The organism is Brevundimonas sp. GW821-FHT02A10 (assembly GCF_059422025.1).
Window position 1 is genome coordinate 267341 of record NZ_JBWKWC010000002.1, and the last position, 23342, is coordinate 290682.

The 23342-nt window shown below is 69.2% G+C and carries 25 protein-coding genes; 11 read left to right on the plus strand and 14 right to left on the minus strand.

The annotated features are described in order from the left end of the window. Nucleotides 1-36: 36 nt before the first annotated feature. Both AC07U0_RS07695 and AC07U0_RS07700 read left to right on the plus strand, forming a co-directional pair. On the plus strand, nucleotides 37-1890 hold the full coding sequence (locus AC07U0_RS07695; protein WP_494719443.1) for a monovalent cation:proton antiporter-2 (CPA2) family protein: 1854 nt from the start codon (nucleotides 37-39) through the stop codon (nucleotides 1888-1890). 127 nt (nucleotides 1891-2017) lie between these two features. Beyond that, a complete protein-coding gene (locus AC07U0_RS07700) occupies nucleotides 2018-2338 on the plus strand; it encodes a hypothetical protein (RefSeq protein WP_494719444.1) in 321 nt (106 codons plus the stop codon). 7 nt (nucleotides 2339-2345) lie between these two features. On the opposite strand, the gene AC07U0_RS07705 is transcribed toward AC07U0_RS07700, so the two are convergent. Further along, the gene (locus AC07U0_RS07705) at nucleotides 2346-2969 is read right to left on the minus strand and encodes a DUF4126 domain-containing protein (protein ID WP_494719445.1); all 624 of its coding nucleotides are present in this window, start codon (nucleotides 2967-2969) and stop codon (nucleotides 2346-2348) included. Nucleotides 2970-3092: 123 nt separating this feature from the next. Between AC07U0_RS07705 and AC07U0_RS07710 the strand changes: the two genes are divergently transcribed. Beyond that, nucleotides 3093-4079 (plus strand): SDR family oxidoreductase, encoded by a 987-nt coding sequence (locus tag AC07U0_RS07710; RefSeq protein WP_494719446.1) that lies wholly within the window; start codon nucleotides 3093-3095, stop codon nucleotides 4077-4079. Here the strand turns inward: AC07U0_RS07710 and AC07U0_RS07715 are convergent. From AC07U0_RS07715 to AC07U0_RS07735, 5 genes are all read right to left on the minus strand, one after another. Next, nucleotides 4076-4363: a GNAT family N-acetyltransferase gene (locus tag AC07U0_RS07715; RefSeq protein ID WP_494719447.1), complete on the minus strand. Its 288-nt coding sequence runs from the start codon at nucleotides 4361-4363 to the stop codon at nucleotides 4076-4078. The genes AC07U0_RS07710 and AC07U0_RS07715 overlap by 4 nt on opposite strands. 142 nt (nucleotides 4364-4505) lie before the next feature. Continuing rightward, nucleotides 4506-4892: a hypothetical protein gene (locus AC07U0_RS07720; protein WP_494719448.1), complete on the minus strand. Its 387-nt coding sequence runs from the start codon at nucleotides 4890-4892 to the stop codon at nucleotides 4506-4508. Nucleotides 4893-4908: 16 nt separating this feature from the next. After that, the gene (locus AC07U0_RS07725) at nucleotides 4909-5802 is read right to left on the minus strand and encodes a DUF4870 family protein (RefSeq protein WP_494719449.1); all 894 of its coding nucleotides are present in this window, start codon (nucleotides 5800-5802) and stop codon (nucleotides 4909-4911) included. 125 nt (nucleotides 5803-5927) lie between these two features. Next, the gene (folB, locus tag AC07U0_RS07730; protein WP_494719450.1) at nucleotides 5928-6329 is read right to left on the minus strand and encodes a dihydroneopterin aldolase; all 402 of its coding nucleotides are present in this window, start codon (nucleotides 6327-6329) and stop codon (nucleotides 5928-5930) included. Further along, a complete protein-coding gene (locus AC07U0_RS07735; RefSeq protein WP_494719451.1) occupies nucleotides 6326-7087 on the minus strand; it encodes an SDR family oxidoreductase in 762 nt (253 codons plus the stop codon). The genes folB and AC07U0_RS07735 overlap by 4 nt, the downstream gene beginning before the upstream one ends. A gap of 276 nt (nucleotides 7088-7363) precedes the next feature. On the opposite strand from AC07U0_RS07735, the gene AC07U0_RS07740 reads away from it, so the two are divergent. From AC07U0_RS07740 to AC07U0_RS07760, 5 genes are read left to right on the plus strand one after another with little or no spacing between them, the layout of a single operon-like run. Beyond that, a complete protein-coding gene (locus AC07U0_RS07740; RefSeq protein WP_494719452.1) occupies nucleotides 7364-8185 on the plus strand; it encodes a sulfotransferase family protein in 822 nt (273 codons plus the stop codon). A gap of 32 nt (nucleotides 8186-8217) precedes the next feature. After that, nucleotides 8218-8697 (plus strand): NUDIX domain-containing protein, encoded by a 480-nt coding sequence (locus AC07U0_RS07745; protein WP_494719453.1) that lies wholly within the window; start codon nucleotides 8218-8220, stop codon nucleotides 8695-8697. 51 nt (nucleotides 8698-8748) lie between these two features. Next, nucleotides 8749-9591, plus strand: coding sequence for an alpha/beta hydrolase (locus tag AC07U0_RS07750; RefSeq protein ID WP_494719454.1), 843 nt, complete (start codon nucleotides 8749-8751; stop codon nucleotides 9589-9591). A 57-nt stretch (nucleotides 9592-9648) separates the two neighbouring features. Continuing rightward, nucleotides 9649-10098, plus strand: coding sequence for a DMT family transporter (locus AC07U0_RS07755; RefSeq protein ID WP_494719455.1), 450 nt, complete (start codon nucleotides 9649-9651; stop codon nucleotides 10096-10098). A 52-nt stretch (nucleotides 10099-10150) separates the two neighbouring features. Beyond that, a complete protein-coding gene (locus AC07U0_RS07760) occupies nucleotides 10151-10639 on the plus strand; it encodes a VOC family protein (protein ID WP_494719456.1) in 489 nt (162 codons plus the stop codon). Here the strand turns inward: AC07U0_RS07760 and amaB are convergent, their stop codons facing one another. Continuing rightward, a complete protein-coding gene (gene amaB / locus AC07U0_RS07765) occupies nucleotides 10640-12139 on the minus strand; it encodes an L-piperidine-6-carboxylate dehydrogenase (RefSeq protein WP_494719457.1) in 1500 nt (499 codons plus the stop codon). 108 nt (nucleotides 12140-12247) lie between these two features. Here amaB and AC07U0_RS07770 point away from each other — a divergent pair, with 108 nt between their 5' ends. The 3 genes from AC07U0_RS07770 to AC07U0_RS07780 all read left to right on the plus strand — a co-directional run bounded on the left by AC07U0_RS07770 (nucleotide 12248) and on the right by AC07U0_RS07780 (nucleotide 15893). Continuing rightward, nucleotides 12248-12661 (plus strand): CBS domain-containing protein, encoded by a 414-nt coding sequence (locus tag AC07U0_RS07770; protein ID WP_494719458.1) that lies wholly within the window; start codon nucleotides 12248-12250, stop codon nucleotides 12659-12661. An 85-nt stretch (nucleotides 12662-12746) separates the two neighbouring features. Further along, nucleotides 12747-13319 (plus strand): hypothetical protein, encoded by a 573-nt coding sequence (locus tag AC07U0_RS07775; RefSeq protein ID WP_494719459.1) that lies wholly within the window; start codon nucleotides 12747-12749, stop codon nucleotides 13317-13319. Nucleotides 13320-13445: 126 nt separating this feature from the next. Beyond that, nucleotides 13446-15893 carry a PAS domain-containing sensor histidine kinase gene (locus tag AC07U0_RS07780; protein WP_494719460.1) on the plus strand — a complete coding sequence of 816 codons (2448 nt, stop codon included), beginning with the start codon at nucleotides 13446-13448 and terminating at the stop codon, nucleotides 15891-15893. A gap of 14 nt (nucleotides 15894-15907) precedes the next feature. Here the strand turns inward: AC07U0_RS07780 and AC07U0_RS07785 are convergent, their stop codons facing one another. From AC07U0_RS07785 to AC07U0_RS07815, 7 genes are all read right to left on the minus strand, one after another. Then, a complete protein-coding gene (locus tag AC07U0_RS07785) occupies nucleotides 15908-16498 on the minus strand; it encodes a periplasmic heavy metal sensor (RefSeq protein ID WP_494719461.1) in 591 nt (196 codons plus the stop codon). Then, nucleotides 16495-16920 carry a hypothetical protein gene (locus AC07U0_RS07790; protein ID WP_494719462.1) on the minus strand — a complete coding sequence of 142 codons (426 nt, stop codon included), beginning with the start codon at nucleotides 16918-16920 and terminating at the stop codon, nucleotides 16495-16497. The genes AC07U0_RS07785 and AC07U0_RS07790 overlap by 4 nt, the downstream gene beginning before the upstream one ends. Nucleotides 16921-16925: 5 nt before the next feature. Further along, nucleotides 16926-17513 carry an RNA polymerase sigma factor gene (locus tag AC07U0_RS07795; RefSeq protein ID WP_494719463.1) on the minus strand — a complete coding sequence of 196 codons (588 nt, stop codon included), beginning with the start codon at nucleotides 17511-17513 and terminating at the stop codon, nucleotides 16926-16928. A 65-nt stretch (nucleotides 17514-17578) separates the two neighbouring features. Further along, nucleotides 17579-18253 carry an EF-hand domain-containing protein gene (locus tag AC07U0_RS07800; RefSeq protein ID WP_494719464.1) on the minus strand — a complete coding sequence of 225 codons (675 nt, stop codon included), beginning with the start codon at nucleotides 18251-18253 and terminating at the stop codon, nucleotides 17579-17581. A 49-nt stretch (nucleotides 18254-18302) separates the two neighbouring features. Next, nucleotides 18303-21206: a bifunctional [glutamine synthetase] adenylyltransferase/[glutamine synthetase]-adenylyl-L-tyrosine phosphorylase gene (locus AC07U0_RS07805; protein ID WP_494719465.1), complete on the minus strand. Its 2904-nt coding sequence runs from the start codon at nucleotides 21204-21206 to the stop codon at nucleotides 18303-18305. Further along, nucleotides 21203-22609 carry a sensor histidine kinase gene (locus AC07U0_RS07810; protein WP_494719466.1) on the minus strand — a complete coding sequence of 469 codons (1407 nt, stop codon included), beginning with the start codon at nucleotides 22607-22609 and terminating at the stop codon, nucleotides 21203-21205. Before AC07U0_RS07810 ends, AC07U0_RS07805 begins: the two co-directional genes overlap by 4 nt. 9 nt (nucleotides 22610-22618) lie before the next feature. After that, nucleotides 22619-23290 (minus strand): response regulator transcription factor, encoded by a 672-nt coding sequence (locus AC07U0_RS07815; RefSeq protein WP_207870588.1) that lies wholly within the window; start codon nucleotides 23288-23290, stop codon nucleotides 22619-22621. Nucleotides 23291-23342: the final 52 nt, after the last annotated feature.

Here is a 23342-nt window from a genome sequence, read left to right on the forward strand (position 1 = left end):
CCCCACTATGGAAGCTCGGCAGGCAGGGCAGACGATATGGCGGATCCGACGGGCGGCGGAATGGGACTGGGTCACGCGGTGGCCCTGCTGGCCGCCGCCGTGGTCGCCGTGCCCCTGTTCAAACGGTTCGGACTGGGCGCGGTGCTGGGCTACCTCGCCGCTGGTCTGGTCATCGGCCCGTTCGGCTTCCGGCTGATCGAGGACGCCGAGGCCGTGCTGCACGTCGCTGAACTGGGCGTCGTGATGTTCCTGTTCATCATCGGGCTGGAGATGCGTCCGGCCCGGCTGTGGAGCCTGAGGAAGGAAATCTTCGGCCTGGGCTCCCTTCAGGTTCTGACCTGCGCCGCCCTTCTGACCGGCGCCGCCCTTCTGGCCGGTCTGGCCGTTCCCGCCGCAATCATTGCCGGCGCCGGCTTCGCCCTTTCCTCCACCGCCATCGTCATGCAGCTGCTGGAAGAGCGGAACGAACAGTCCGATCCGCCCGGGCAACGGGTGGTCTCCATCCTGCTGTTCGAGGACCTGTCCATCGTCCCCCTGCTGGCCCTGGTCGCAGTGTTCGGCGGCATGTTCGGGACCGCCATCGAGAACCCCCAGCCGATCTGGCTGACCATCGGCTTCGCCATCGCCGCCGTCGCCGCCGTCTATGTGATCGGGCGTTGGCTGCTCAATCCGGCCTTCCGCCTTCTGGCCCGTTACGGCGGCCGCGAGGTGATGACGGCAGGGGCCCTTCTGGTCGTCCTGGGCGCCGCCTGGGCCATGGACCTGGGCGGACTGTCGATGGCCATGGGCGCCTTCCTGGCCGGGGTGCTGCTGTCGGAATCGACCTTCCGCCACCAGCTGGAGGCTGACGTTGAGCCGTTCCGCGGCATCCTGCTGGGCCTGTTCTTCCTCAGCGTCGGCATGTCGCTGGACCTCGGCGTCGTCATCCGCGACTGGCCGGTGATCCTGGGCGGGGTCGCCGCCTTCATGTTCGCCAAGATGGCCGGCGTTTACACGATCGCCCGCATCAAGTCGGGCCACGGCGAGGCCCTGAAGCGGGCGGCCCTGATGGGCGAGGGCGGAGAGTTCGCCTTCGTCCTCTATGGCGCAGCCCTGGCCGCCGGCCTGTTCGATACCCGCACCGCCGCCATCCTGTCCGCCGTGGTCATCCTGTCCATGGCCCTGACCCCGGTGCGGATGCTGCTGGCCGACCGGTTCAAGCCGAAGGACGTCGTGTCGCTGGAAGGCATCGACAAGGCCGAGGGCCTGCGCGAGCGTGTCCTGATCATCGGCTTCGGTCGGTTCGCCCAGGTCGTGGCCCAGCCGCTTCTGGCGCGCGACGTGGACGTCTCCATCGTCGATGTCGACGTCGAGATGATCCAGGCCGCGGGCAATTTCGGCTTCAAGGTCTATTACGGCGACGGCGCCCGGCTTGACGTGCTGCGCGCCTCGGGCGCCGGTTCGGCCGAAACCATTCTGGTCTGCGTCGACAAGCCCGAAACGGCCGACCGCATCGTCGAACTGGTCAAGGCCGAGTTTCCCCTGACCAAACTGTTCGTGCGCGCCTATGACCGTGGCCATTCGATCCGGCTGATCAAGGCCGGGGTGGAGTTCCACATCCGCGAGACTTTCGAATCCGCCCTGGCCTTCGGCGAGCATGTGCTCAAGGATCTCGGCTTCTCGGAGGACGAGGCGCGCGAGACAATCGAGGACGTGCGCCGCCGCGACGAGGAACGGCTGACACTTCAGGTCGCGGGCGGGCTTACGGCTGGCCGGTCCCTGTGGCGCAACAACACCTCGACCCCGCAGCCGGCGCCCTACGTCAAGCCGCGGCGTGAGGGTCAGGCGCTCAACGAACAGGCCGCCGAGGTCCTGGACGACGAACACGAGGACGACCGGGAACGGATCTGACGGCACGTTCGCCGAGCGCCGTGATGCGCCGCCGCCACAGTGGCCCGGACATATTGGTGAACGGATGAATTACGGGGAACGAGGGACCTTCTCCGCGACTTTTTCCTTCAGCTGAGGGAACCAAGTCATGCCGACCGCAAAGTCAAAGCCGCCCGTCACGCCCAATCTGCGTCTCGTCGAGGCGGAGAGCGCCATCTACGAAATGATGCGAACGCCAGAGACCACCGCCGAACGGGTCAAGCGCCTCCAGACCGAGGCCCGCGCCCTGGCCGTGGAACAGGTTGAGGCGTTCGAGAAAATCCTGATCCAGGCCGCCGAAATGGCCAAGGAGATCGCGGACGGCGGCGACGCCTATCCGGTCGGCGCCCGCGAGATCGCTTCGCGGCTGCACAGCGATCTTCCGGTCAAGGCCGAGACCATCCGCACCATCGTCGCCCGCACCCTCTAAGGTCGGATCATCTCGCTCTGGCCGGCCGTTCGCGCAGGCGCCTGGCCAGCCGGAACAGCAGAACGGCGAAGACGATCAGAACGATCGGCACGATCACCGGCGCCAGGAAGGCGACCAGCACCATAAGGAAACTGAGCACGTCCTCGATGAAGGACAGCACCGGATTGCCCAGGCCGCCGGTGGTCGCCGTCGAGGTCAGCCGCGTTCCACCCTGCACCGCGTTGAAGGCGAAGGCGGTCGGCGCGCCCACGATGATCCCCGCGATCGCGGCCGTGGTCGGGTCCAGACCCGCGAAGACGCTGGCCGCGGCGACGGCGCCGGCGATCGGGCGGACGAAGGCCCCCATGACGGTCAGGGCGTGATCGACCACCGGGATCTTGTCGCCCGCAAACTCCGCCACCGCCGCCACACCAAGAGCCGCGATGGCCGGGATCGAGCCGACCCAGGCCAGATGTTCGTTGAGGGTAATCCCGAACAGGCCGAAGCGCGCCGCAAGGGCCAGCATCAACAGCGGCAGAAACGTCCTCAACCCCGTCGCCGAGGCGAGACCCAGTCCCAGCAGGACCGGCAGCACCCAGGTTTGCATCAGGCCCGCGGCAGGGCCGAGGGCGGCGGGATCAAGATGCGGCATCGGCGGCCCTCCTTCCAGCGCAACGCGTAAAGCGGCCGGCGGATCATCCTGCGCCCGAACTTGGCTGTTCGGAACAAGCTCGCCGCCGGGTCGCTACCTCCGCACCCTCACAGGAGAGCCGCCATGGACGACCGCTTCACCCCCGCCGCCAAGGAGGTCGCCGACGACGAGCGCGCGATCCAGTCCGGGATCGATGCGAAGGCCGGGAGCGGCGGCGATGACAGGAAGGACAGCGCGGTCCAGGCCGGCGCCCGCGTCTATCCCGAACCGCCCTTTCCAAAACAGCATCAGCCCAAGCCCGGCGACGAGGCCGCGCTCGACCCCGCCCCGATGTACGACGCCCCGTTCTGGAAGGGCTCGGGCAAGCTCGAAGGGTTCGCCGCCCTGATCACCGGCGCGGATTCCGGCATCGGCCGCTCGGTCGCCGTCCTGTTCGCGCGTGAGGGCTGTAATGTCGCCATCTGCCATCTGGACGAGGCCGCCGATGCCGAGACGACCCGCGCGGCCGTCGAGGCCGAGGGGCGCAAGGCCATCGTCCTGCAGGGCGACGTCGCCGATCCGGCCTTTTCGAAGATGGCGGTCAAGGCGACGCTGGACGCCTTCGGACGCATCGACGTCGTGGTGCCCAACGCGGCCTTCCAGGAGCATGTCGAAGCCTTTGAAGACCTGACGTTCGAGCATTTCGACCGGACCCTGAAGACCAATCTCTATGGCTATTTCAACCTGACCCAGGCCGCCGTGCCGTACATGAAAAACGGCGGGGCCATCGTTATGACCGGGTCGGTGACCGGCATCATGGGAAACAAGGACCTGCTCGACTACTCCCTGACCAAGGGCGGCATCCACGCCTTCGCCCGGTCTCTGGGGACCCATCTGGCGCCGCGCGGCATCCGGGTGAATGTCGTCGCGCCCGGGCCGGTCTGGACACCGCTCAATCCGGCCGACAAGGAGGCTGGAGACGTCTCGAAATTCGGATCGCAGACGGTGATGAAGCGGCCGGCCCAGCCCGAGGAAATCGCGCCGGCCTATGTCTTCCTGGCATCGCCCCAGATGTCGAGTTTCATCACCGGCGAGGTGCTGCCGATCATCGGCGGCTACGGCGGGGGCTAGGCGAGAACGTCGTCGTAGTCTGGGTGGCGTTTGAACCAGATCACCGCATAGCTGCAGCGCGGCGCAAGCTTCATACCCTCTGCGCGGGCGTGATCAGCCAGGCTCTGCATGAACTGGCCCGCCGCGCCGGATCCGCGCAGCTCGGGCTCGGCCTCGACATGCAGGATGGCGCGCCGGTCGCCCTGGATCGAGTAGTCCGCCCATACGACGCGCAGCGCGCCGTCGGGATCGGTAAAGCCCTGCTCGAAACGCTGCTCGGCGGGCACGTCGCGAAAATCGGTCATGGAGGCGCCTCCCGGCGTTGTGCTTTGGTTCGGCAACCGACAGCAGGCGCGAGTGTTCCGGCGCCGCGACCGAACTTTTGCGATTGATGCGCGCCTGCAACGGCGCTGGCAACGGCGCCAGTCGCCGTTGCCAGCGCCCGGATCAAGGCGCCTTGTCGGACATCAGGTTGATCAGGCCGAGAATGGCCTTCACCGTGAACCAGATGTGCAGAATGAGCAGGGCAAGGCCGCAGGCCGCCATGGTCAGGATACCGATCCCGATGACGAGCAGCGGAATGCTGACGGCGATCCCGATCCAAAGAGCCACAGTCCACCAGAAGACCGACCAGAACAGGGCGATCTGGGCGTCGATATGCTGGCGCGCCAGGCCTGTGGCGGTCCCACGCCCGGCATAGGCGACGATCAGACCGACGATGACAAGGAGGTTCGCGCTGGGGATCGACAGGATGTAGAGAGCCCAGGCGATGATCGCCGCGGGCTTGCCCTCCGATTCATGGCCGCTGTCCAGACGGGGTTGGGCGTCGGTCATGTAGCGTTCCTTCGGTTCAGATCGTCCAGGTGCGTGGGTTCGCGACCGGCTTGCCCGCCGCGAGGGTCAGAATCCCCCAGGCGCCGCGCACGATCACCCACATCGCCATGGCAACGAGAACGAACACCCCAAGGTTCACGGCAATCAGCACAACGCCGACGGCGGCGGCGATGGCGGCGATCCACAGGGTGCGGGTCTGGAACTCGAAGTGGCTGCGCGCCAGGGGCTGTTCCGGCTTCGGCCGCATCCAGACCATCAACAGGCCGATGACCGCCGCCACGCCGAAGGTCGGCACCGCGAACAGGATCAGGGCATAGATCGTATAGAGGCCGGTGGCGCCCTCGAGCGGCTCATTGCCTCCATTGCGGCCGCCTTTTGCGTCGGCGCGTCCGAAGGTCCGCGCGGCTCCGGACGCCGGCGGCGCCGCAGGCGCGGGGCGGCTGAACACCGGGCTCAGCGACGCGGGGGCGACCGTCTCGACCGCCAGCGGGGTGTCGACCGACCAGGACGAGGTCGGCTCCAGAATGGTGTCATGAACCCTGGGCTCGGCCTTCGGCGTCGTGAGCCCCGGGGCCAGGATCAGGGATTCCGGATCCGGAATCGGGCTGACGTCCGGCTCCGGCGCGGCCGCTTCCGGTTCGATCACGGGTTCCGGCTCAGGCTCGGGCGTCGAACGCTCGGCCCCCACCAGCGAGGCCGGGCTGGTGAAGCCGATCAGGTCGTCGTGGGCGTGCGGATCTTCTTCCGGCTCGGGCGCCGGGCGGACCGGCGCGGCCCAGGTCGGACGCTGGGTCGCGATCGGCGCAGGCGCGGGCTCGTCGCGAAACAGGTCGGCGTCCTCGGGGCCTTGCGGCGCCCCGTCTTGCTGCGCGCCGTCCTGGGGCGAATGCGGATCGCCGGGTTCGGCCATCGAAAATCTCCGTTCGGGCGTCGACGCCAATGGGTCCGGTGGAGCCGGGCCTCATCGGCCGGACAATGGCGCTCGCCGAGCTTCAGCGCAACCGCTTCAAGGGGTTGGCGGCGAAGGCGCCGCCCTCAGCGGACCCAGGTCAGTTCGCAGCCGGGGGCGACCGCGCCCTGCAGCGCGCCCGGCTTCTCGACCCGCACCGTGACCCGGCGCACCCGACCATCCTGAAGACAGGCCAGGGCCAAACGTTCGGCGAAGCTCTCGACCAGACCGATATGGCCCTCGGCGGCGATATCGCGCGCCGCCTGGGCGATGGTCTCGTAGTTTATGGTGTCCGCCAGCCGTTCGACAGCGTGCGGCCCCATGTCCAGGGTCACGTCGATGACCAGGGTCTGGAGCCGCCCCTGTTCGTGATCATAGACTCCGATCCCCGCCTCGATGGTCAGGCCGCGCACGAAAACGGTCAGGCCCTCTCGCCGGATGGTGTCGGTGGAGGGAAAAGCGGAGACGCCAGACAGCTCTGCACTCATTGGGGATACTCGGACTCGAGGATGTCGGGGGTCTGCCAGGCCAGATGCTGGCCGCCGTCGACGGCGATCATCTGGCCCGTGACCATATCGGCTTCAACCAGCCAGACGACGGCGGCGGCGACGGCCTCGGGGCTGCCCGGCCTTTGCAGCAGGGTGCCGGCGGCCTCGGCGGCGAAGTCAGCTTCGGACTGATGGATCGAGGGCAGGGTCGGGCCCGGCCCGACGCCATTGACGCGGATGCGCGGGGCCAAGGCCTGGGCGAGGGTGCGCGTCGCCCACCACAGGCCGTTGCGCGACAGGGCGTAGGAGAAGAAGCGTGGATCGGGCTTGAGGACCCGCTGGTCGAGCAGGTTGACGATAACCGAACCGTCCGGCGCCTGTGGGGCGAAGGCTTCGGCCAAGACCACGGGCGCGCGCAGATTGGTGTCGAGGTGCTTGTCCCAGGTCTCGCGCGACAGGCCGCCGACCGCGTCGTTCTCGAAGACGGAGGCGTTGTTGACCAGGACGGACAGGGGGCCGAGCGCGTCGACGGCGGCGGGGATCATGGCGCGCACCTGATCCTCGTCAGTCAGATCGGCCTTCAGGATGATCGCGCGACGACCCAGGGCGCGCACCGATTCGGCGACGGCCTCGGCCTCTTCGGGATCACTGCGATAATGGACCGCGACGTCGTGGCCGGCCTTGGCCAGCGCCAGACAGATGGCCCGGCCGATGCGCTTGCCGCCACCCGTGACGAGGGCGGCGCGGGCCTTAGTCAACCCGACCGAACTCGATGAAGTTGATGACGCCCAGCAGGACGACGAAGCCGAGAATGATGCCGAGAGCCAGCATGGAAATGCTCCTGTTCAGATCGGGTGATACCGGGCCGGGGGCGCCGGTTCAAGCCGCAGACCGGCGCCCCGCGAAGATGAGGGGCTGCCGTTCGGCTTCGGCGCGTTGCAACGCTGTTATCTGAAGATCGAACTGAGGCCTCACCGCCCATGCAGGAAAGCTCCATCCGAGGCCGTCGCGCTTCGCCATGGAGACCCCCGCCCATGACATCCGCCCGCCCCACGCCCGACGAAGGCCGCCGCATCCACATCACCGGCGCGCCCCGCAGCGGCACCACCCTGTTGCACGTCCTCTTCCTGGCCTGTTTCGACATCGACGGCGGAGTGAAGGAAGAGCTGCGTTTGCGTCGCCCTGCGCCGCGCGACCGCCGGATCGTCTGCACCAAATGCCCGGACGAGGTGGCCTTCACCGCCGCCATGCTGAACCTCGATGCCCGGCTGCACGCCGTCTATGTGGCCCGCGATCCGCGCGATGTGATCACCAGCGAGCACGGCGGCTGGCCCGGCCGCTACTTCACCAATCTGCGCGTCTGGCGGCGCAGCGCCCGGGCGGCGGAGAGGGCGCGGGGCAAGGAGCGGTTCCACGTCGTGGACTATCACCGGCTGGTCACTGAACCCGATGTCGTTCAGGCCGAGCTGATGGCGGCCATGCCCTTTCTGAGGCTGAAACACCCCTTCTCGCGCTATCATGAGGTGGTGCGTGACCCGAGCGCCGAATGGGCGCCGGCCATGCGGTCGATCCGGCCCGTGACGCCCGAGAGCCTCGGCGCCTGGCGGCTGAGGCCCGAGCGGATCAAGGGCCAGATCGCCCGGCACGGCGACATGACCGAGGAGTTGATCGCCCTGGGCTATGAGCGCGACCGCCACTGGCTGACCACACTCAGGCCCGTCGAGGCCGACCTGACGCCGAGTATCCACCCCGAGCGGCTGGGTCTGCGCCGAACCATCAGCGAGCGCCTGCCCCGCATTCGCGACGCCTTCCTCTATCTGGCTCGCAACGCCCTGCCGATGGCCTCCGCCCGCTAGGCTCGAAGGGTCGGTCGTGCAAAGGTCGCCCGATGTCCAGAAAGCCGTGGCGCGCCGTCGTCGAGCCCTACACCCGCCCCCTGTTCTTCGCCTTCTCGCGCCTGACGCGCGGCATGACCCTGGGCGTGCGCGGGGTCGCTATCGACGCCGAGGGGCGGGTCCTTCTGGTCAAGCACACCTATGTCCTGGGCTGGTGGCTCCCCGGCGGCGGCGTCGACAAGGGCGAGACGACGCAAGCTGCCGTGGTGCGCGAGATGCGCGAGGAGGCGGGGCTGATCGCCACCGCCCCGCCCCGCCTGCTGTCGATCCATTCCAACGAGGCCTATTTCCCCGGTGACCACGTGGTGGTCTTCGCCATCGACGCCTTCACCATGGAAGACCGCACCAGCCACGGCGAGATCGCCGAGATCGGTTGGTTCGCCCCTGACGCCCTGCCCGACGACGCTCACCGTTCGACCCGTGCGAGGCTGACCGAAATCTTCGGCGGGGTTTCGGCCCCCGAAAGCTGGTGACGGAATCCGGGGCATGGTTACGTTGAAGCTTCGGGGCTCGTGGAGACGACGATGCCGATGCTCGACCGCCGCCGCCTGATCGCCCTTTCACTGACCGGAGCCGCCCTTGCAGCCGCCGCGCCTGGCCTCGCCCGGCAGGCCGCCCCGACGGCGAATGCCTACGGGTCCGATCCGCTTCAGAGCTACGACCTCTATCCGGGGCCGGACACAGGGCCGATCCTGATGTTCGTCCACGGCGGCGGCTGGAAGCGCGGCGAGAACTCCATGGTCAACGCCCTGCCCGACTATGCGCGGCGTCACGGCCTGACCTTGGCTTCGACCAGCTACCGGCTGGTCCCGGACGTCGGCGCACGGGAAGAGGCGCAGGATGTCGCGGCCGCGGTCGCGGATCTGCATCGCCGCCTGCCCGGCCGTCCGATCTTCCTGCTGGGCCATTCGGCGGGCGCCCATCTGGCGGCCCTGGTCGGCGTCGATCCCGTCTATCTGGGCGCCCATGGCATGAAGCCCTCCGATCTGGGCGGGGTGATCCTGCTGGACGGCGCCGGGTACGACGCCACCGGCCCGCGCGGGCGCGGCGTGGTCGGCCGGGCGCTGGACCAGATGTACGACAACGCCTTCGGTCCCGAGGGCAGCCCCGCCCGCGCTGAACTGTCGCCGACCCTGCGCATCCAGTCGGGTCAGGCCTTGCCGCCCTTCCTGATCTTCCACGTCGCCAGTCGCGCCGATTCGGCCGCCCAGAGCCAGGCCCTTGCTGCCGCCCTGACCCGGGTCGGGGGCCAGGCCGAGGTCATCGCCGCCCCCGGCGAGACCCATATGACCATCAACCGCAGCTTCGGCGTCGAGAACGATCCGGAGGGGGAACGCGGCGCCCGCTTCATCGCCGATCATTCCTGACGAGACCACCGCACAAGCCCCCTGCCCGTCCTCGAAATAGCGTGTTAGCTCAGCAGGATGAGCTTCAACTCCGCCATGATCCTGCTGGCCATCGTCATCGCCGGGGGCGCGACCGCCCTGCAGGCGCCGACCAACGCCCGGCTGGCTGTCGCCCTCGCCTCGCCGGTCAATGCGGCCTTTATGTCTTTCGCCATCGGGACGTTGGCGCTGGGCATCCTGGCGGCGGCCCTGCACACCAAACCCGACCTCGCGGCGGCGAAGGCCCTGCCCGCCTGGGCCTGGTTTGGCGGCCTCTACGGCTGCGTCTTCGTGATCACCGCCGCCTGGGGCGTGCCGCGTCTGGGCGCCGCCCTGACCATCACCCTGATGGTCGCGGGCCAGCTGCTGCTCAGCCTGATCCTCGACCATTTCGGCGCCTTGGGCGTGCCGCGCCATCCGATCGGCATCGGCCGTCTGGCGGGTGTGGCCCTGGTCTTCATCGGCGTGGTGATGGTGCGCCGGTTCTGAACCGATCCGGCCGTCGGGGCTTCAGTACGGCATAAGATCAGGGAGCCCCGAAATGCCCACGCTCAGCAAGATCGCCCCGTCCTTCTGGTTCGTGAAGGAGGCCGAGGAGGCCGCGAACCTCTATGTCTCCGCCTTCCCCAACTCCCGCATCGACCGGGTCTGGACGCTGGAGGTCGAGACGCCCAGCGGCCCCCCGGGATCGGTGAAGGTGGTGGAGTTCACCCTCGCCGGCCAGTCGTTCACGGCCATGGACGCCGGCAAGCTGGACGACTTCAACCACGCCATTTCCTTCACCGTGAACTGCGCGGATCAGGCCGAGATCGACCACTACTGGGACGCGCTTCAGGCGGACGGCGGCTCACCCGAACAGTGCGGCTGGTTGAGGGACCGGTTCGGCGTCTGCTGGCAGATCGTGCCGATCGTCCTGAACGAGCTGCAGTCGTCGAGCGACCGCGCCGCCGCCGGGCGGACGGCCGTGGCCATGCTGAAGATGGTCAAGCTGGACGTGGCGAAACTTCAGGCCGCCTACGACGGCGCCTGATCAGACGTCGAACCTGACGCCCTGGGCCAGAGGCAGGTCGGCTGAGAAATTCACCGTCTGGGTCTGGCGGCGCATATAGGCCTTCCAGGCGTCCGAGCCGCTTTCGCGGCCGCCGCCGGTCTCCTTCTCGCCGCCGAAGGCTCCGCCGATCTCGGCGCCCGATGGGCCGATGTTGACGTTGGCGATGCCGCAGTCCGAGCCCCAGGCCGACAGGAAGGCCTCGGCCTCGCGCACGCTGTCGGTGAAGACGCAGGACGACAGGCCCTGCGGCACGGCGTTCTGAAGCTCGACAGCTTCGTCGAAGTCGCTCCACGTCAGGACATAGAGGATGGGGGCGAAGGTCTCATGCTCGACCACCGCCGTCTGGGCCGGCATGCGGACGATGGCGGGGGTGACATAGGTCGCGCCGTCCTCGACGCGGGTCCCGCCGACCAGGACTTCACCGCCCTGGGCCACGGCGTCCGCCAGCGCCGTCTGGAAGCCTTTGACCGCCGATTCGTCGATCAGGGGACCGACTAGGACGCCGTCCTTGCGCGGATCTCCGACCGGCAGGGTCGCATAGGCCTTGGCCAGACGCGTGGTCAGGGCTTCGGCGACACTCTCATGCACGATCAGGCGGCGCAGGCTGGTGCAGCGCTGGCCCGCCGTGCCGACGGCCGAGAAGGCGATGGCGCGAACGGCCATTTCCAGATCGGCGCTGGGGGTGACGATCATGGCGTTGTTGCCGCCGAGCTCCAGCAAAGACCGGCCGAGACGACCCGCCACGGTTTGCGCGACGGCCTTGCCCATCCGCGTCGACCCCGTCGCCGAAACGAGCGGCACGCGCGGATCAGCCGACAGGGCCTCGCCAATTTCACGCCCGCCGATGAGGAGTTGGCTGAGGCCCTCAGGCGCGTCCCCGAATCGGGCCACCGCGCGCTCGAACACCGCCTGGACGCCGAGCGCCGTCAGGGGCGTTTTCTCCGACGGCTTCCAGATCACCGGATCGCCACAGACGAGGGCAAGGGCGGCGTTCCAGGCCCAGACGGCGATGGGGAAGTTGAAGGCGGTGACGACGGCGACCGGGCCCAGCGGCTGCCAGGTCTCGCGCATGTGGTGGCCGGGGCGTTCGCTGGGCAGGGTCAGGCCATAGAGCTGGCGCGACAGGCCGACGGCGAAGTCGCAGATGTCGATCATCTCCTGGGCCTCGCCGAGACCTTCAGACACGATCTTGCCGGCCTCCAGCGTGACCAGCATGGCCAGATCGGTCTTGGCGGCGCGCAGTTCCTCGCCCAGCAGGCGGACCAGCTCGCCCCGGCGCGGGGCGGGCACGCGGCGCCAGGCCTTGAAGGCCTCGACCGAGCGGGCGACGGCGGCCTCGACCTGATCCGGCGTTGCCTGGACGAGCGCACCGGCGCTCGAGCCGTCGATCGGCGAGCGGGTCGGCAGGTCGCCGTTCCAGACGGCGTCTGAGACGCCGAGGCGGGTCAGGATGGCTTTGGCGTCTGCGGCGGCGGGCATGAGGCGTCTCCTTCGGGCGGATGCCCTTACCGCTCGCGGGCCGAAGGCGAAAGCGGAACCGGCCTTCATCCCCGGGGTTCTGTCGCGGTCAGCAGAAGGAATTGCCCGATGAAGATCCGCGATGTGATGAGCAAGGACGTCCAGGTCGCCCGCCCCGGCGACACCATTCAGGACGTGGCCGCCCGCATGACCTCGGGCGATTTCGGCTTCATTCCCGTCGCCGACGGCGAACGGCTGGTCGGGACGGTCACCGATCGCGACATCGCCGTCCGCGCCGTGGGCAAGGGGCTGGGCCCCGCGACCCCGGTTTCGGAGGTCATGACCACCGAGGTAATCACCGCTCTGGACACCGCCGACCTCAAGACGGCGCTCGACGCCATGGGCGGTGACAAGATCCGTCGTCTGCCGGTGGTCGACAAACACGAACGGCTGGTCGGTGTAGTCTCGCTGGGCGACCTTTCGACCCGTGTGAAGGAGAAATATGCGGGCGAGACGCTGGAAACCATCTCCCAGCCTGGCTGATCCTTCACGTCCTCTTCACCCTTTTAGGAAACCGCGCGTCAAGCGGTGAGGCCTCACGATGTCCGCCGGATATCGGAGAAACGGCATGGCGCGCGCACAATTCCAGAAGGGCCAGAAGGTCTGGGTCGAATGCGTGGGTGCATGGGCTCACATCGAAAAGGTCCAGCCCGTCTGGGCCAAGGGCTTCGACGAGCCCGTTCGGGTCACCTATGAGATCGGCCTCGGCCGCGAGTTCCTCGCCCACGAGCTGCTGCTGCCCGTCGAGGACGAGTCGGTCGATGACATCGGCGACTGGCGTCTGCTGCGCGCCCGCAACAAGTGGCAGCTGGCCGAGGACACGCCGCATCATCCCTTCCCGGGCACCTATCCGGTCGTGGTCACCGATCCCGCCGACTGGGGCGGCTGGCGCGTACCGGGCGCCGAATATGACCGCGATCCCGATCGGATCGAGTTCCAGGCCCGGCTGATCGCAGCCGCGCCGCGCCTCATGAGCCTGGCCCAGTCGCTGATCGACGCGGTCGCGGAAAGCCCCGACGACGCCCCGCCGGAGAGCCTGGCCCTCGCGCGTCAGGCCCGCGACATCCTCAAGAGCGTGACCGATGTGCTGGCCACCCCGCCCGAAACTGTTGCGCCAAAGATTCGCGCACAGGCGGCGTGAGTCTACGTATTAACCATAGCTCGACAGGATTCCGCGACGCAGCCTAGATTCCAGACTTCGTCGAATCGCTCCGCGCTCAAGCAGACCAAGGGTCGTTAGCGCAAGCATCAAGTCCGGGAGAGCGCCTTGCGGGGCAATGAGCGCCGCATTCAGGGACCGGGCCGCCGATCATCCGATCAGGGCGGCGGGCGTGCGGCCAGCCGCACCCGGATCCTGCTTCTGGGCCTCACCCTTGTCATCGCCGCCTATGTCCTGCTGATCGCGCGCCAGACCGCCCGGCCCGAGCGCGAGGCGGACGCCCTGCGCATCGCCAGCCAGCAACAGAACGCCGAACTGTTCGCTTCGCAGATGGACGGCCGGATCGCCGCCGCCCGCGCCGGCCTGACCATCGGCGCCTCCGCCCTGGCCGCCCGTCCCGATCGGCCGCTGGACGCCGCCGAGGCCGCGCGCCTCGCCGCGCCCGACACGGCCTTCGCCATCGTCTCGGCGACCGGCGACGTCCAGGCCGCCAGCGGCGCCCAGGCCGAAAGCTTCGCCGAACCGCTCGCGTCCGGCGCCCATACGCCAGCCCTTCGCCTCGGCGCCGACCGTCGCGCCCTCCTGACCGGCAAACCCGCCGGGACGATGCGGATCGTCGCTCGCATCCCCCTGCCTGCTCCGTCGCAAGTCGAAGGCGGCCAGGCTCTCTATCTGTCGACGCCTGAAGACGACGCGGCCTCTGCGACACCCGGCGCCGCCATTCCCGCCCTCAACCATGCGGCCCTGAAGGCGGCGACCGCCCCCATCACCGCGACGCCCGCTGGCGGCAAGCCGCTGAGCCTCGTCGCCGCCCCCGTCGGCACGACCGGCTTGCTGGCCGTCGCGGCCCAGCCTGTGTCATCCGGCGGCGGCCTGCTCGGCGACATCTGGGTGCTCCTGGCCCCGCTCGGCCTCGGCGCTCTGGTGGGAGCCCTGATGTTGGCCCAGGGCTGGCGGCAAAGACGCGCCACCCGTGACTGGGCCGAGACCGAGCACCGCTTCCGTGTCGCCGTCGAAGCCGCCCGCTGCGGCGTCTGGGAATGGGATCTCGAGGCCGAAGAGGTCACTCTGTCCGACTATATGGCCACCCTTCTGGGCCTGCCCGAGGGCGGGGTTGTCCCGGCCGCGACCGTGCTGGGTCGGGTCCACCCCAAATACCGCGAGCTGGTCGAACACGCCCTGCGTCAGGCCGCGACCTTCGGCGCCTTCGAAACCACCTTCCCCGTCACCGGCGCCAACAGCACGATCCGCTGGATCGACGCCCGGGGTCAGGCGCGCGGGGAACGCGACGAAGGCGGCTTCATCAACATCCTCGGCGTCGCCCTGGACATTACCGAGGCCCGGCGCGCCAAGGCCCAGGCCCAGTCGGCCGAAAGCCGCCTGCGCGACGGCATTGAGAGCGTGTCGGACGCCTTCTCCCTGTTCGACCGCCACGGCCGGCTGATCCTGTGCAACCAGGCCTTCTCCGACGCCTTCGGCCTTGCGCCCGAGGCCGTGCGTCGCGGGGCCATGAAGGACGAGCTGAACCGTATCGCCGGCCTGGCCATCAAGGCCGACCATCCGTCCTCGGATCTCGGCGCCGGCATGCGTGAGGTCGAGATGCACGACGGCCGCTGGCTGCGGCTGGCCGAGCGCTACACCTCCGACGGCGGCACCGTGGTCACCGCCACCGACCTGACCCTGATCAAGAAGCAGGAAGCCGAGACCCAGCGCGCCGCCGACAGTCTGCGCCTGATGGTCGACCAGCTGGAGTCGAGCCAGGAGAAGCTCAGCCTGCTGGCCCGCAAATACGAAATCGCCATGACCCGGGCCGAGGCCGCCAACCAGGCCAAGTCCGAGTTCCTGGCCAATATGTCCCACGAACTCCGCACCCCGCTGAACGCCATCAACGGCTTCTCGGAGATCATGGCCGGCGAGATGTTCGGCCCCGTCGGCGACGCGCGATACAAGGGCTATGCCTCCGACATCCTGCGCTCGGGCCAGCACCTGCTCAGCCTGATCAACGACATCCTCGACATGGCCAAGATCGAGGCCGGCAAGATGACGCTGCACTATGAGAAGGTGTCGCTGAAGGAGGTCTGCGAGGACGCCATCCGCCTGATGCGCGGCAAGGCCGAGGACTCCGGCCTGGTGCTGGTGCTCGAGGCCCAGGACCTGCCCGACATCGACGCCGACCAGCGCGGCCTGAAGCAGGTGATGCTGAACCTGATCTCCAACGCCGTGAAGTTCACGCCCGAGGGCGGTTCGATCACCGTCTCGGTGGCGCAGCATGGCGCGGGCCGCCAGAGGGTGGCTGTGGCCGACACCGGCATCGGCATCGCCGCCGAGGATCTGGGCCGTCTCGCCCGCCCGTTCGAACAGGTCGAGGGTCAGCACTCCAAGACCACGCAAGGCACCGGCCTGGGCCTGGCTCTGACAAAGTCGCTGATCGAGATGCACCATGGCGTCATGGCCATGGACAGCGAGCCGGGCGCCGGCACCGTGGTCAGCTTCGATCTGCCGGAAGTTCGCCCGGCCGAGACCGGAACGGAAGCGCCACAAGCCCAGGCGGCCTGAGGCGTCCCCGGAAGCTAGTGCTGCTCGTGCGGCGGACCGGAGCGATCGCCGGGACCGCGATCGTGATCACCGTCCGGACGTCCACCATCAGGACGGCCCCCATCAGGACCACCCTTGTGCGGATCCGGCGCGCCGCCGCCGGACTTGACCCGGCGCATCAGGATGACGGCCAGGGCCTGACGGTCGTCCGGATCCAGGGTCGCCAGAACAGCGGTGGCGTCGTGCTCCAGCCGGGCCCGGCCGCGCATCTCGGCGGCGCGCGACTGGTCCAGCAGGGCATTGGCGGCGGCGGCGTCGGGATTGGGGCCGCGCATCAGTTCAACCGCCTGGCGCCGCGCCGCGCGCGAGGCCTCAAAGTCCGGCCGGGCCGCCATGGCCGAGGCGCGGAAGGTCGACCGCACCCGGTCGCGCGTCTCGGGCTCCATCCCCGCGAGAATGTCCCTGAAGCTGCTCTGACGGCCCGGCGTCTGGGCCGCCTCGATCTTGTCCTCGGCCTTGGTCTTGGTCACCCACAGGGTGACCCCGCCCGCGATGGCGAACAGGTTCAGGGCGACGGAGGCGGCCAGGGCGATCTTCAGGGCGCGCGGCGAATTCAGAAGGCTCACCCCAGAACCTCCGTGTCGTCCACGCCCGACAGGCTGGATTGATAGAGGACCGCGTCGGCCTGGGCGTCGGCGGTCAGGTGGGGCGTCAGGCTGGCGCCGGCGATCACGCCCGCGCAGGCCGCGGCGGCCCAGCCGGCGCCGAACCAGATGACCAGACGGTCCCAGACCAGACGCGCCTTGCGCGGCGACAGACCGGCGGCCATGGCCGAGGCGATGACCCGGTCGCGCAGGGCGTTGGACACCATCGGCCGCGCCGAGGCGTCGAGCGCGGCGTCCGTCTGACGCGCCTCGAACAGCATCCGTTCGGCCCACGGCCCGTCAGAGGCGATCAGGGTCTCCGCCGCCTTGCGCTCGGCCTCCGGCCAGCGCCGCTTGTCGGCGCCGTAGGCTTCGGCCAGTTGTTTCAGCCTTTCGGCGTTCATCGTCGTCATCCTTCAGCCCCCCGTCCACCGGTGTGCCTCTCGGCATTGGGCGCCATATCCGCCAACGCCTGCCGCAGCGCCCTTCGGCCCCGCGACAGCAAACTCTCCAGCGCTTCCACGCTGATCGTCATCAGGTCGGCCGCCTCGATATTGGACAGCTCCTGGTAGTGACACAAGACGATGGCCTCGCGTTGCCGCTCGGGCAGTCGCCTCAGGGCCGCATCGACCCGAACGCCCAGCTCGGCGGCCAGAAGGCCCCGATCGGGCGCCGGACCGTCGTCCGGCCGGTCGGGCGGCGTCTCGGTCGGCACCTCGCGCCGTCGCCGCAGCCGGTCGTAGCAGAGGTTCAGACCCACACGGTGCAGCCAGGTGTCGAACTTGGCCTTGCCCGGTCGCCAGCGCGGCGCCTGCTTCCAGGCCCGCAACATGGCCTCCTGGGCCACGTCCTCGGCCTCGACCGGATCGCCCAGCATCCGCTGCGCCAAGGCGAGCATGCGCGGAAGCTTGCGCGCGACCATGGCCTGGATCGCCGCCGGGTCGCCCTGACCCACGCGGCGAACCAGTTCCTCGTCGGGGTCGACGATCGATGCCAAGCCGGCCTGCTCCCTTGCTCACAGAGCGGGCCGACCGAACCATCACGGCCTTCCCCGACACGGTCTTACTCCGAAGCCGGGGCCGAGGGCGACGCCGAAGTGACGGCAGGCGCACGGTTTTGTCGGTTAACGCGGCGCTCCTGGAAGCGCTCACGCATCACGGCGCGGCCGGCCTGACGCTCGGCCGGGCTCAGGACGCCATCATGGTCAGTGTCGAGCCGGGCGAAGCCTTCGGTCAGCCTGGTCTGGACGTCGGCGATGACGATGGGGCCATGTTGGGCGACGCGCTGACCCGGGCCATGACCTTCGCCGCCGCGGCGATGGGCCATGCGCGAGCCGCCATGCTCACCGCGAGGGCCGCGATGGGCGCCGTGTCCGGGACGGGCGGCGTCGAACTCGGCGCGGCTGATCTGGCCGTTCTTGTCGGCGTCGAGGCGGTCGAAACGCCGCGTCGCCTGTTCGGCGCGGCGGGCCTGACCGGCGGCGCGCATTTCCTCGGCCGTGACCGTGCCGTCGTGGTTCGTATCGAGCGCGGTCAGACGGCTGACGCGGGCCTGAACGAACTCGGCCTGGCTGACCGGTTGGGCGCGGCGCGCTTCCATGCGCGCGTGACGCGCGGCGGGCGCGGTCGTGGCGACCGTCGTCGCCGGAGCGGCCGTTTGCGGGGCCGGGGCTGCCGCGCCGACCAGAACGGCCAGGGAAGCGGCGGCCAGTCCGCCGGCGATGATGGTCTTCTTCATACGTCGTCTCCGTCTGGGCTGAACGCCCGGATGACCCCCGTCGAAAGCTTCAACGCGAGGGAGACGACTCTCCGTCGCTGACGGGCGGCAGGGCCCTGTCGAAGGCCGCGCGCGCCTCGGCCCGAACTTCTTTCAGCCGCGCCATCAGGGTCTCGAAATCGGGCGCCCCCGCCCCCTCGGCCAGACGCTGGCGGAAGGCCAGGGGTTCCTCCTCCGGGTCAGGCCGCTCGTCGAAGGCGCAGGCGAACAGCTGTCCGATCCGCTGCTGCAGCCGCCAGGCCTCGGCCATGGGCGTATCCTCGCCCAGCTGGACCACGGTCGAGACCGACAGGGGACCGCCCTGCGGCGCCGCCGTCAGCTGACGGAACTGGCCCACGAACTCGGCGTCGACCAGACCGCCGCGCGACAGCTTCAGGTCCCAGAACCCCTGTGCCCGCCGCTCCCGGTCCATCAGGTCGCGCATGCTGCGAATGTCGCGGGCCACGTCAACGCCGGGGCGCGGGCGGCGCAGCGCCGCCTCGATGGCCTCGGTCACCCGCCGACCGAAACCCTCGTCGCTCGCCCAAGCCACCCGGGCGCGGGTCAGGGCCATGAACTCCCAGGTGTCAGCCTCGGCGGCGTAATACTCCTCGAAGGCCGAGAGCCGGACCGACACCGGCCCCTTGGAGCCCGAGGGCCGCAGGCGCATGTCGACCTCATAGAGACCGCCCTCGGCGGTATGGGTGGACAGGGCCGTGATCAGCTTCTGGGTGAAGCGGACGTTGAAGACGTCGGCGGTCCAGCCCTTGCCCTCGGAAACGGCCTCGGGCGGCGCCTCATACACGGTCATCAGGTCGAGGTCGGAACCCGCCGTCATCTCGCGCGATCCCGCCTTGCCCAGCGCGATGACCGCGACCGCGCCCGACATCGCCCCGCCCATCCGCACGGTCTCGACCAGCGCCGCCTCGGCCAGCGTTCCCATGACCGCATCGGCCAGATTGGTGAAAGCGCGCCCCGCCGCGCCCGGGCCGACCCGCCCTGTCAGGGTCTGGATGCCGATACGGAAGGCCTGTTCGCGGTGCAGGCGGCGCACCACGTTCATCGCCCCCTCGAAATCCCCCGCCTCGCGCGCCTCGGCCTCCATCTGGGCAAACAGGCCGGTGTTGGGCCCGACCGGGATCTGGAACCGGGCGTCCAGCATGGAGTCGAGCGCCGCCGGATAGCGGCCCAGCGTCCGCGCCAGCCGAGGCGCGAAGGCCATCACCCCGACGATCAGGCCGAACAGCTCGGGCTGGTTCAGAAACAGGGCCTGGACCTGAACTCCGGAATTCATGGCCGAGAAGAAGACCGCGAACCGCTTGAAGGCGGCGTCCGGCGAACCGGTCCGGGCCACAGCGGTCAGGAGGCGCGGCGCCAGCCGGGTGAACAGCTCGCGCCCGCGCGCCGACCGCGTCGCCGGGATGCGGCCGTGGTGCCAGCTGCGGATCGTGTCGGCGACGGTGGCGCGCTCGGAAAAGCCCATGCGCTTAAGGGTCTCCAGCGTCTCCGGATCGTTGTCGACGCCAGTGAAGACCAGACTGCCCCAAGGGGACGACAGGTCCTCTTCCCCCTCAAACAGCTGGCCATAGGTGCGGTTCACGCCCAGCAGCAAGACCTCCACACCACGGTCGAACTCGGCCAGGCTGGTCTCTCCGGACAGGGCCGCCACGGCGATGCGGCGGTCGGCGTCGACCGGCAGGGTGTGGGTTTGTTCGTCGTCCAGCATCTGGACCCGGTGCTCCAGGGCCCTGAGCTCGGCATAGGCGGCGGTCAGGTCGACGGCGACCTCGGTCGGGATATGTCCCGCCGCCGCCAGCGCCGCCAGGGCCTCGTCGGTGCGGCGCGCGCGCAGGGATTTGTCGCGACCGCCGAGGATCAACTGCTGGGTCTGGGCGTAGAATTCGATCTCGCGGATGCCGCCCCGGCCCAGTTTCAGATTGGCGCCCATGGCGACCAGGCCGTCTCCAGTCTTGTGGGCGTGGATCTGGCGCTTGATCGACTGGATATCGAGCACGGCCTGATAGTCGAGACTGCGCCGCCAGACGAAGGGGACGAGCGCCTCAAGAAACTCCGCCCCCGCCTCCGGGTCACCGCAGATCGCCCGGGCCTTGATGAAGGCGGCCCGCTCCCAGTTCTGGCCAACGGATTCGTAATAGGACAGGGCCATGGGCACGGCCACGACCGGCGGGGTCGAGGAGGGGTCGGGCCGTAGCCTGAGATCGACACGGAAGACGTATCCGTCCGCGGTCCGCTCCTGCAGCAAGGTCGCCGTCGCCTGGGCCAGACGGTCGACGAAGGGCTGGGCTTCCACGCCGGGCGCGAGCGCGGGCGCCAGCCGGTCGGGATCGAAGAAGAGCGAGATGTCGATGTCGCTGGAATAGTTCAGCTCGAAGGCGCCGTGCTTGCCCATGGCCAGACCGAACAGGCCGGGAACGGGGCCGGCGGGATCGTCGGCCGCCGAGATCAGCTTGCCTTTGGCTCGCTGTTCGCCCGCGACCGAGACCAGGGCGGTGTGCGTCACCGCGTCCGCAAAGCGCGACAGGGCGGCGGTGACGGCGGTCAGGTCCCAGACCCCACCGAGGTCGGCGAGCGCCGTCAGCAGGTGCAGATCGGCCTTCAATCCCCGCAGCGGCGCCCTGACCTCGTCAGGCGGCCCGGTCAGGGCGAGGGTCTCGGCGAGAATGGCTTCCAGCCGGGCCTCGGGCACGGTCTCCAGCGTCGCGCGCAGCCGTTCGGGCGCCCGCCGCGCCAGTCCGGCCAGATAGGGTGAGGCGGCGAAGACAGGCGCCAGAGCGGGCCAGGCGTGGTCCAGACAGGCGCTCCAGCCGCCCTCCTCCGCCGCGGGCCTGAGCCGCTCCAGCCAGCGTGCAGCAGCGGCGGCGTCCACGACCGGACCACAAGGGCCGATGCGGTCGCCGAGGACAGGATCGGTCACGGCGCCGGCTGCAGGACGAGGGCGACGCGCAGGCCCGGCCCGAAGCCGCCATAGGCGCCCGGACCTTCGTCCAGCTGGACCCGCCCGGCGTGGGCCTCCAGCACGGCCGAGACCAGCGACAGGCCCAGACCCGAGCCCGCTTCGCTGCGGCTGTTGTCGAGTCGCACGAAGCGCTGGACTACCCGCTCGCGGTCCTCGGCCGGCACGCCCGGACCCGTGTCGGTGACGGAATATTCGATCTCGCCCGATGACCGCCGACGCGCGCGCAGCATCACCGCCCCGCCGGTCGGGGTGTATTTGATGGCGTTGTCGATGACGTTGGCCAAGGCCTGGGCGAGGAAGGGCTGGTTGCCCTCGATCATCAGGCCGCGCTCGATCTCGGCGGAAAACTCCAGCCCCTTGTCCTCGGCGGCGGGCTCATAGAGCTCGGCCATGTCGGCGGCCAGGTCGGCGGCGTCGAAGACCTGTGGGTCCGGCGCCCCGCCCGCCTGCAGTCGCGCAATGGCGAGGACGGTGTTGAAGGTCTTGAGCAGGTGGTCGGCCTCGGTCAGGGCGATTTCCAGCGCCTCCACGCCCGAGACCTTGCCCGCCTCGGCATCGATCAGCGCGACCTCCAGCTTGGCCCGCATCCGGGTCAGGGGCGAACGCAGGTCGTGGGCGATGGCGTCGCCGGCGTGGCGGATCGAGGCCATCGAGGACTCCAGCCGGTCCAGCATCCCGTTCAGGCCGCGACCCAATTCGTCCAACTCGTCGCCCGATGCACGGACCTGCGCCCGCGCCTTCAGGTCCCCGTCGCGAACAGCCGCCACGACAGTGTTCAACCGCCCCATCGACCGTTCGACATTGCGGCTGATGATCAGGCCGCCGGTGGCGCCGAGCAGTAGCACCCCGCCCATGGCCATCCACAAGGCCTGGGTCAGGCGCGACAGGGATTCCTCGATGTCGCCGATGTCCTCGCCGACGAACAGCCGCTCCTTGCCCGACAGCAGGACCTCCTGCCCGATGCCCTGACGCTTCTGGACGCGGCCTTCGGCGTCGGTGGAGGTCAGGGGGAAGGGCTCCCATTCGCCGGCGGCGGCGGGCTGCTTCGGATCGACAGGCGATTTCGACAGGTTGCTGCTGATCTGCTCGCCCCTGGCGTCGATCAGGACATAAAGATAGGGCCCGCCCCGCACGATGCGCTCGACCAGGGCCTGGTTCAGGGCGTCGACGCCTCTCGTGCGATAGATGGCCTGCAACGCCGTCAACTCGACCACCACGTCCTTCTGCGAACGCGCACGCGCCTCGGACGCCGAGGCGAAATAGACATAGGCCAGGATGGCGCTGGCCGCCGCGGCGAACAGCGCCAGGAACAGCAGCGTCAGCCGAAAGGGCGTACGGCGAAAGAGGGACGGCAGCTTCATCGAGGCGTCTTACGCCTCCAGCCGGTATCCCGCCCCACGCACGGTCTGCAGCATGGCCTTGTCGAAGCCCTTGTCGATCTTGGACCGCAGGCGGCTGATGTGGACGTCGATGACGTTGGTCTGGGGGTCGAAATGATATTCCCAGACCTTCTCCAGCAGCATGGTGCGGGTCACCGACTGGTTGGCGTGGCGCATCAGGAACTCAAGCAGCTGGAACTCGCGCGGCTGCAGATCGATCTCGGTCGTTCCGCGATGCACGGTGCGGGCGATCAGGTTCATCTCCAGGTCGCCGACCTTGAGCACGGTCTGGACGCCGCCGGTCTCGCGACGGCGGGCCAGGGCCTCGACCCGGGCGATCAGCTCGCCGAAGGCATAGGGCTTGACCAGATAGTCGTCGCCGCCGGCCTTGAGGCCCGTGATCCGGTCCTCGACCTCGCCCAGCGCCGACAGGAACAGGACCGGAGTCTGGTCGCCGTCCTTGCGCAGGGTCTCGACCATGCCGATGCCGTCAAGGCGCGGCATCATCCGGTCCACGACATAGACGTCATAGCCGCCGCGCTGGGCCTCAAGCAGGCCATAGGCGCCGTCGATGGCGTGGGACACCTCGTGCCCGGCCTCGGTCAGGCCGCGAACCATCGCGGTCGCCGCCTCGGCGTCATCCTCGACCACCAGAACACGCATGAAGCCCTCCTGAATTCAGAATCGTCACGGACGTTAGCGCATCCGTGACGAT

Bases quoted from the DNA above. Each gene is read 5' to 3' on its own strand.
- AC07U0_RS07790 (WP_494719462.1), bottom strand. From the start codon at position 16,920: ATGAACGCCGAAAGGCTGAAACAACTGGCCGAAGCCTACGGCGCCGAC.
- folB (WP_494719450.1), bottom strand. From the start codon at position 6,329: ATGAGTGCAGAGCTGTCTGGCGTCTCCGCTTTTCCCTCCACCGACACC.
- AC07U0_RS07700 (WP_494719444.1), top strand. From the start codon at position 2,018: ATGCCGACCGCAAAGTCAAAGCCGCCCGTCACGCCCAATCTGCGTCTC.
- AC07U0_RS07775 (WP_494719459.1), top strand. From the start codon at position 12,747: ATGGCGCGCGCACAATTCCAGAAGGGCCAGAAGGTCTGGGTCGAATGC.
- AC07U0_RS07715 (WP_494719447.1), bottom strand. From the start codon at position 4,363: ATGACCGATTTTCGCGACGTGCCCGCCGAGCAGCGTTTCGAGCAGGGC.
- AC07U0_RS07770 (WP_494719458.1), top strand. From the start codon at position 12,248: ATGAAGATCCGCGATGTGATGAGCAAGGACGTCCAGGTCGCCCGCCCC.
- AC07U0_RS07745 (WP_494719453.1), top strand. From the start codon at position 8,218: ATGTCCAGAAAGCCGTGGCGCGCCGTCGTCGAGCCCTACACCCGCCCC.
- AC07U0_RS07695 (WP_494719443.1), top strand. From the start codon at position 37: ATGGCGGATCCGACGGGCGGCGGAATGGGACTGGGTCACGCGGTGGCC.
- AC07U0_RS07750 (WP_494719454.1), top strand. From the start codon at position 8,749: ATGCCGATGCTCGACCGCCGCCGCCTGATCGCCCTTTCACTGACCGGA.
- AC07U0_RS07710 (WP_494719446.1), top strand. From the start codon at position 3,093: ATGGACGACCGCTTCACCCCCGCCGCCAAGGAGGTCGCCGACGACGAG.
- AC07U0_RS07725 (WP_494719449.1), bottom strand. From the start codon at position 5,802: ATGGCCGAACCCGGCGATCCGCATTCGCCCCAGGACGGCGCGCAGCAA.
- AC07U0_RS07755 (WP_494719455.1), top strand. From the start codon at position 9,649: ATGAGCTTCAACTCCGCCATGATCCTGCTGGCCATCGTCATCGCCGGG.
- AC07U0_RS07800 (WP_494719464.1), bottom strand. From the start codon at position 18,253: ATGAAGAAGACCATCATCGCCGGCGGACTGGCCGCCGCTTCCCTGGCC.
- AC07U0_RS07740 (WP_494719452.1), top strand. From the start codon at position 7,364: ATGACATCCGCCCGCCCCACGCCCGACGAAGGCCGCCGCATCCACATC.
- AC07U0_RS07720 (WP_494719448.1), bottom strand. From the start codon at position 4,892: ATGACCGACGCCCAACCCCGTCTGGACAGCGGCCATGAATCGGAGGGC.
- AC07U0_RS07815 (WP_207870588.1), bottom strand. From the start codon at position 23,290: ATGCGTGTTCTGGTGGTCGAGGATGACGCCGAGGCGGCGACCGCGATG.
- AC07U0_RS07810 (WP_494719466.1), bottom strand. From the start codon at position 22,609: ATGAAGCTGCCGTCCCTCTTTCGCCGTACGCCCTTTCGGCTGACGCTG.
- AC07U0_RS07760 (WP_494719456.1), top strand. From the start codon at position 10,151: ATGCCCACGCTCAGCAAGATCGCCCCGTCCTTCTGGTTCGTGAAGGAG.
- AC07U0_RS07705 (WP_494719445.1), bottom strand. From the start codon at position 2,969: ATGCCGCATCTTGATCCCGCCGCCCTCGGCCCTGCCGCGGGCCTGATG.
- amaB (WP_494719457.1), bottom strand. From the start codon at position 12,139: ATGCCCGCCGCCGCAGACGCCAAAGCCATCCTGACCCGCCTCGGCGTC.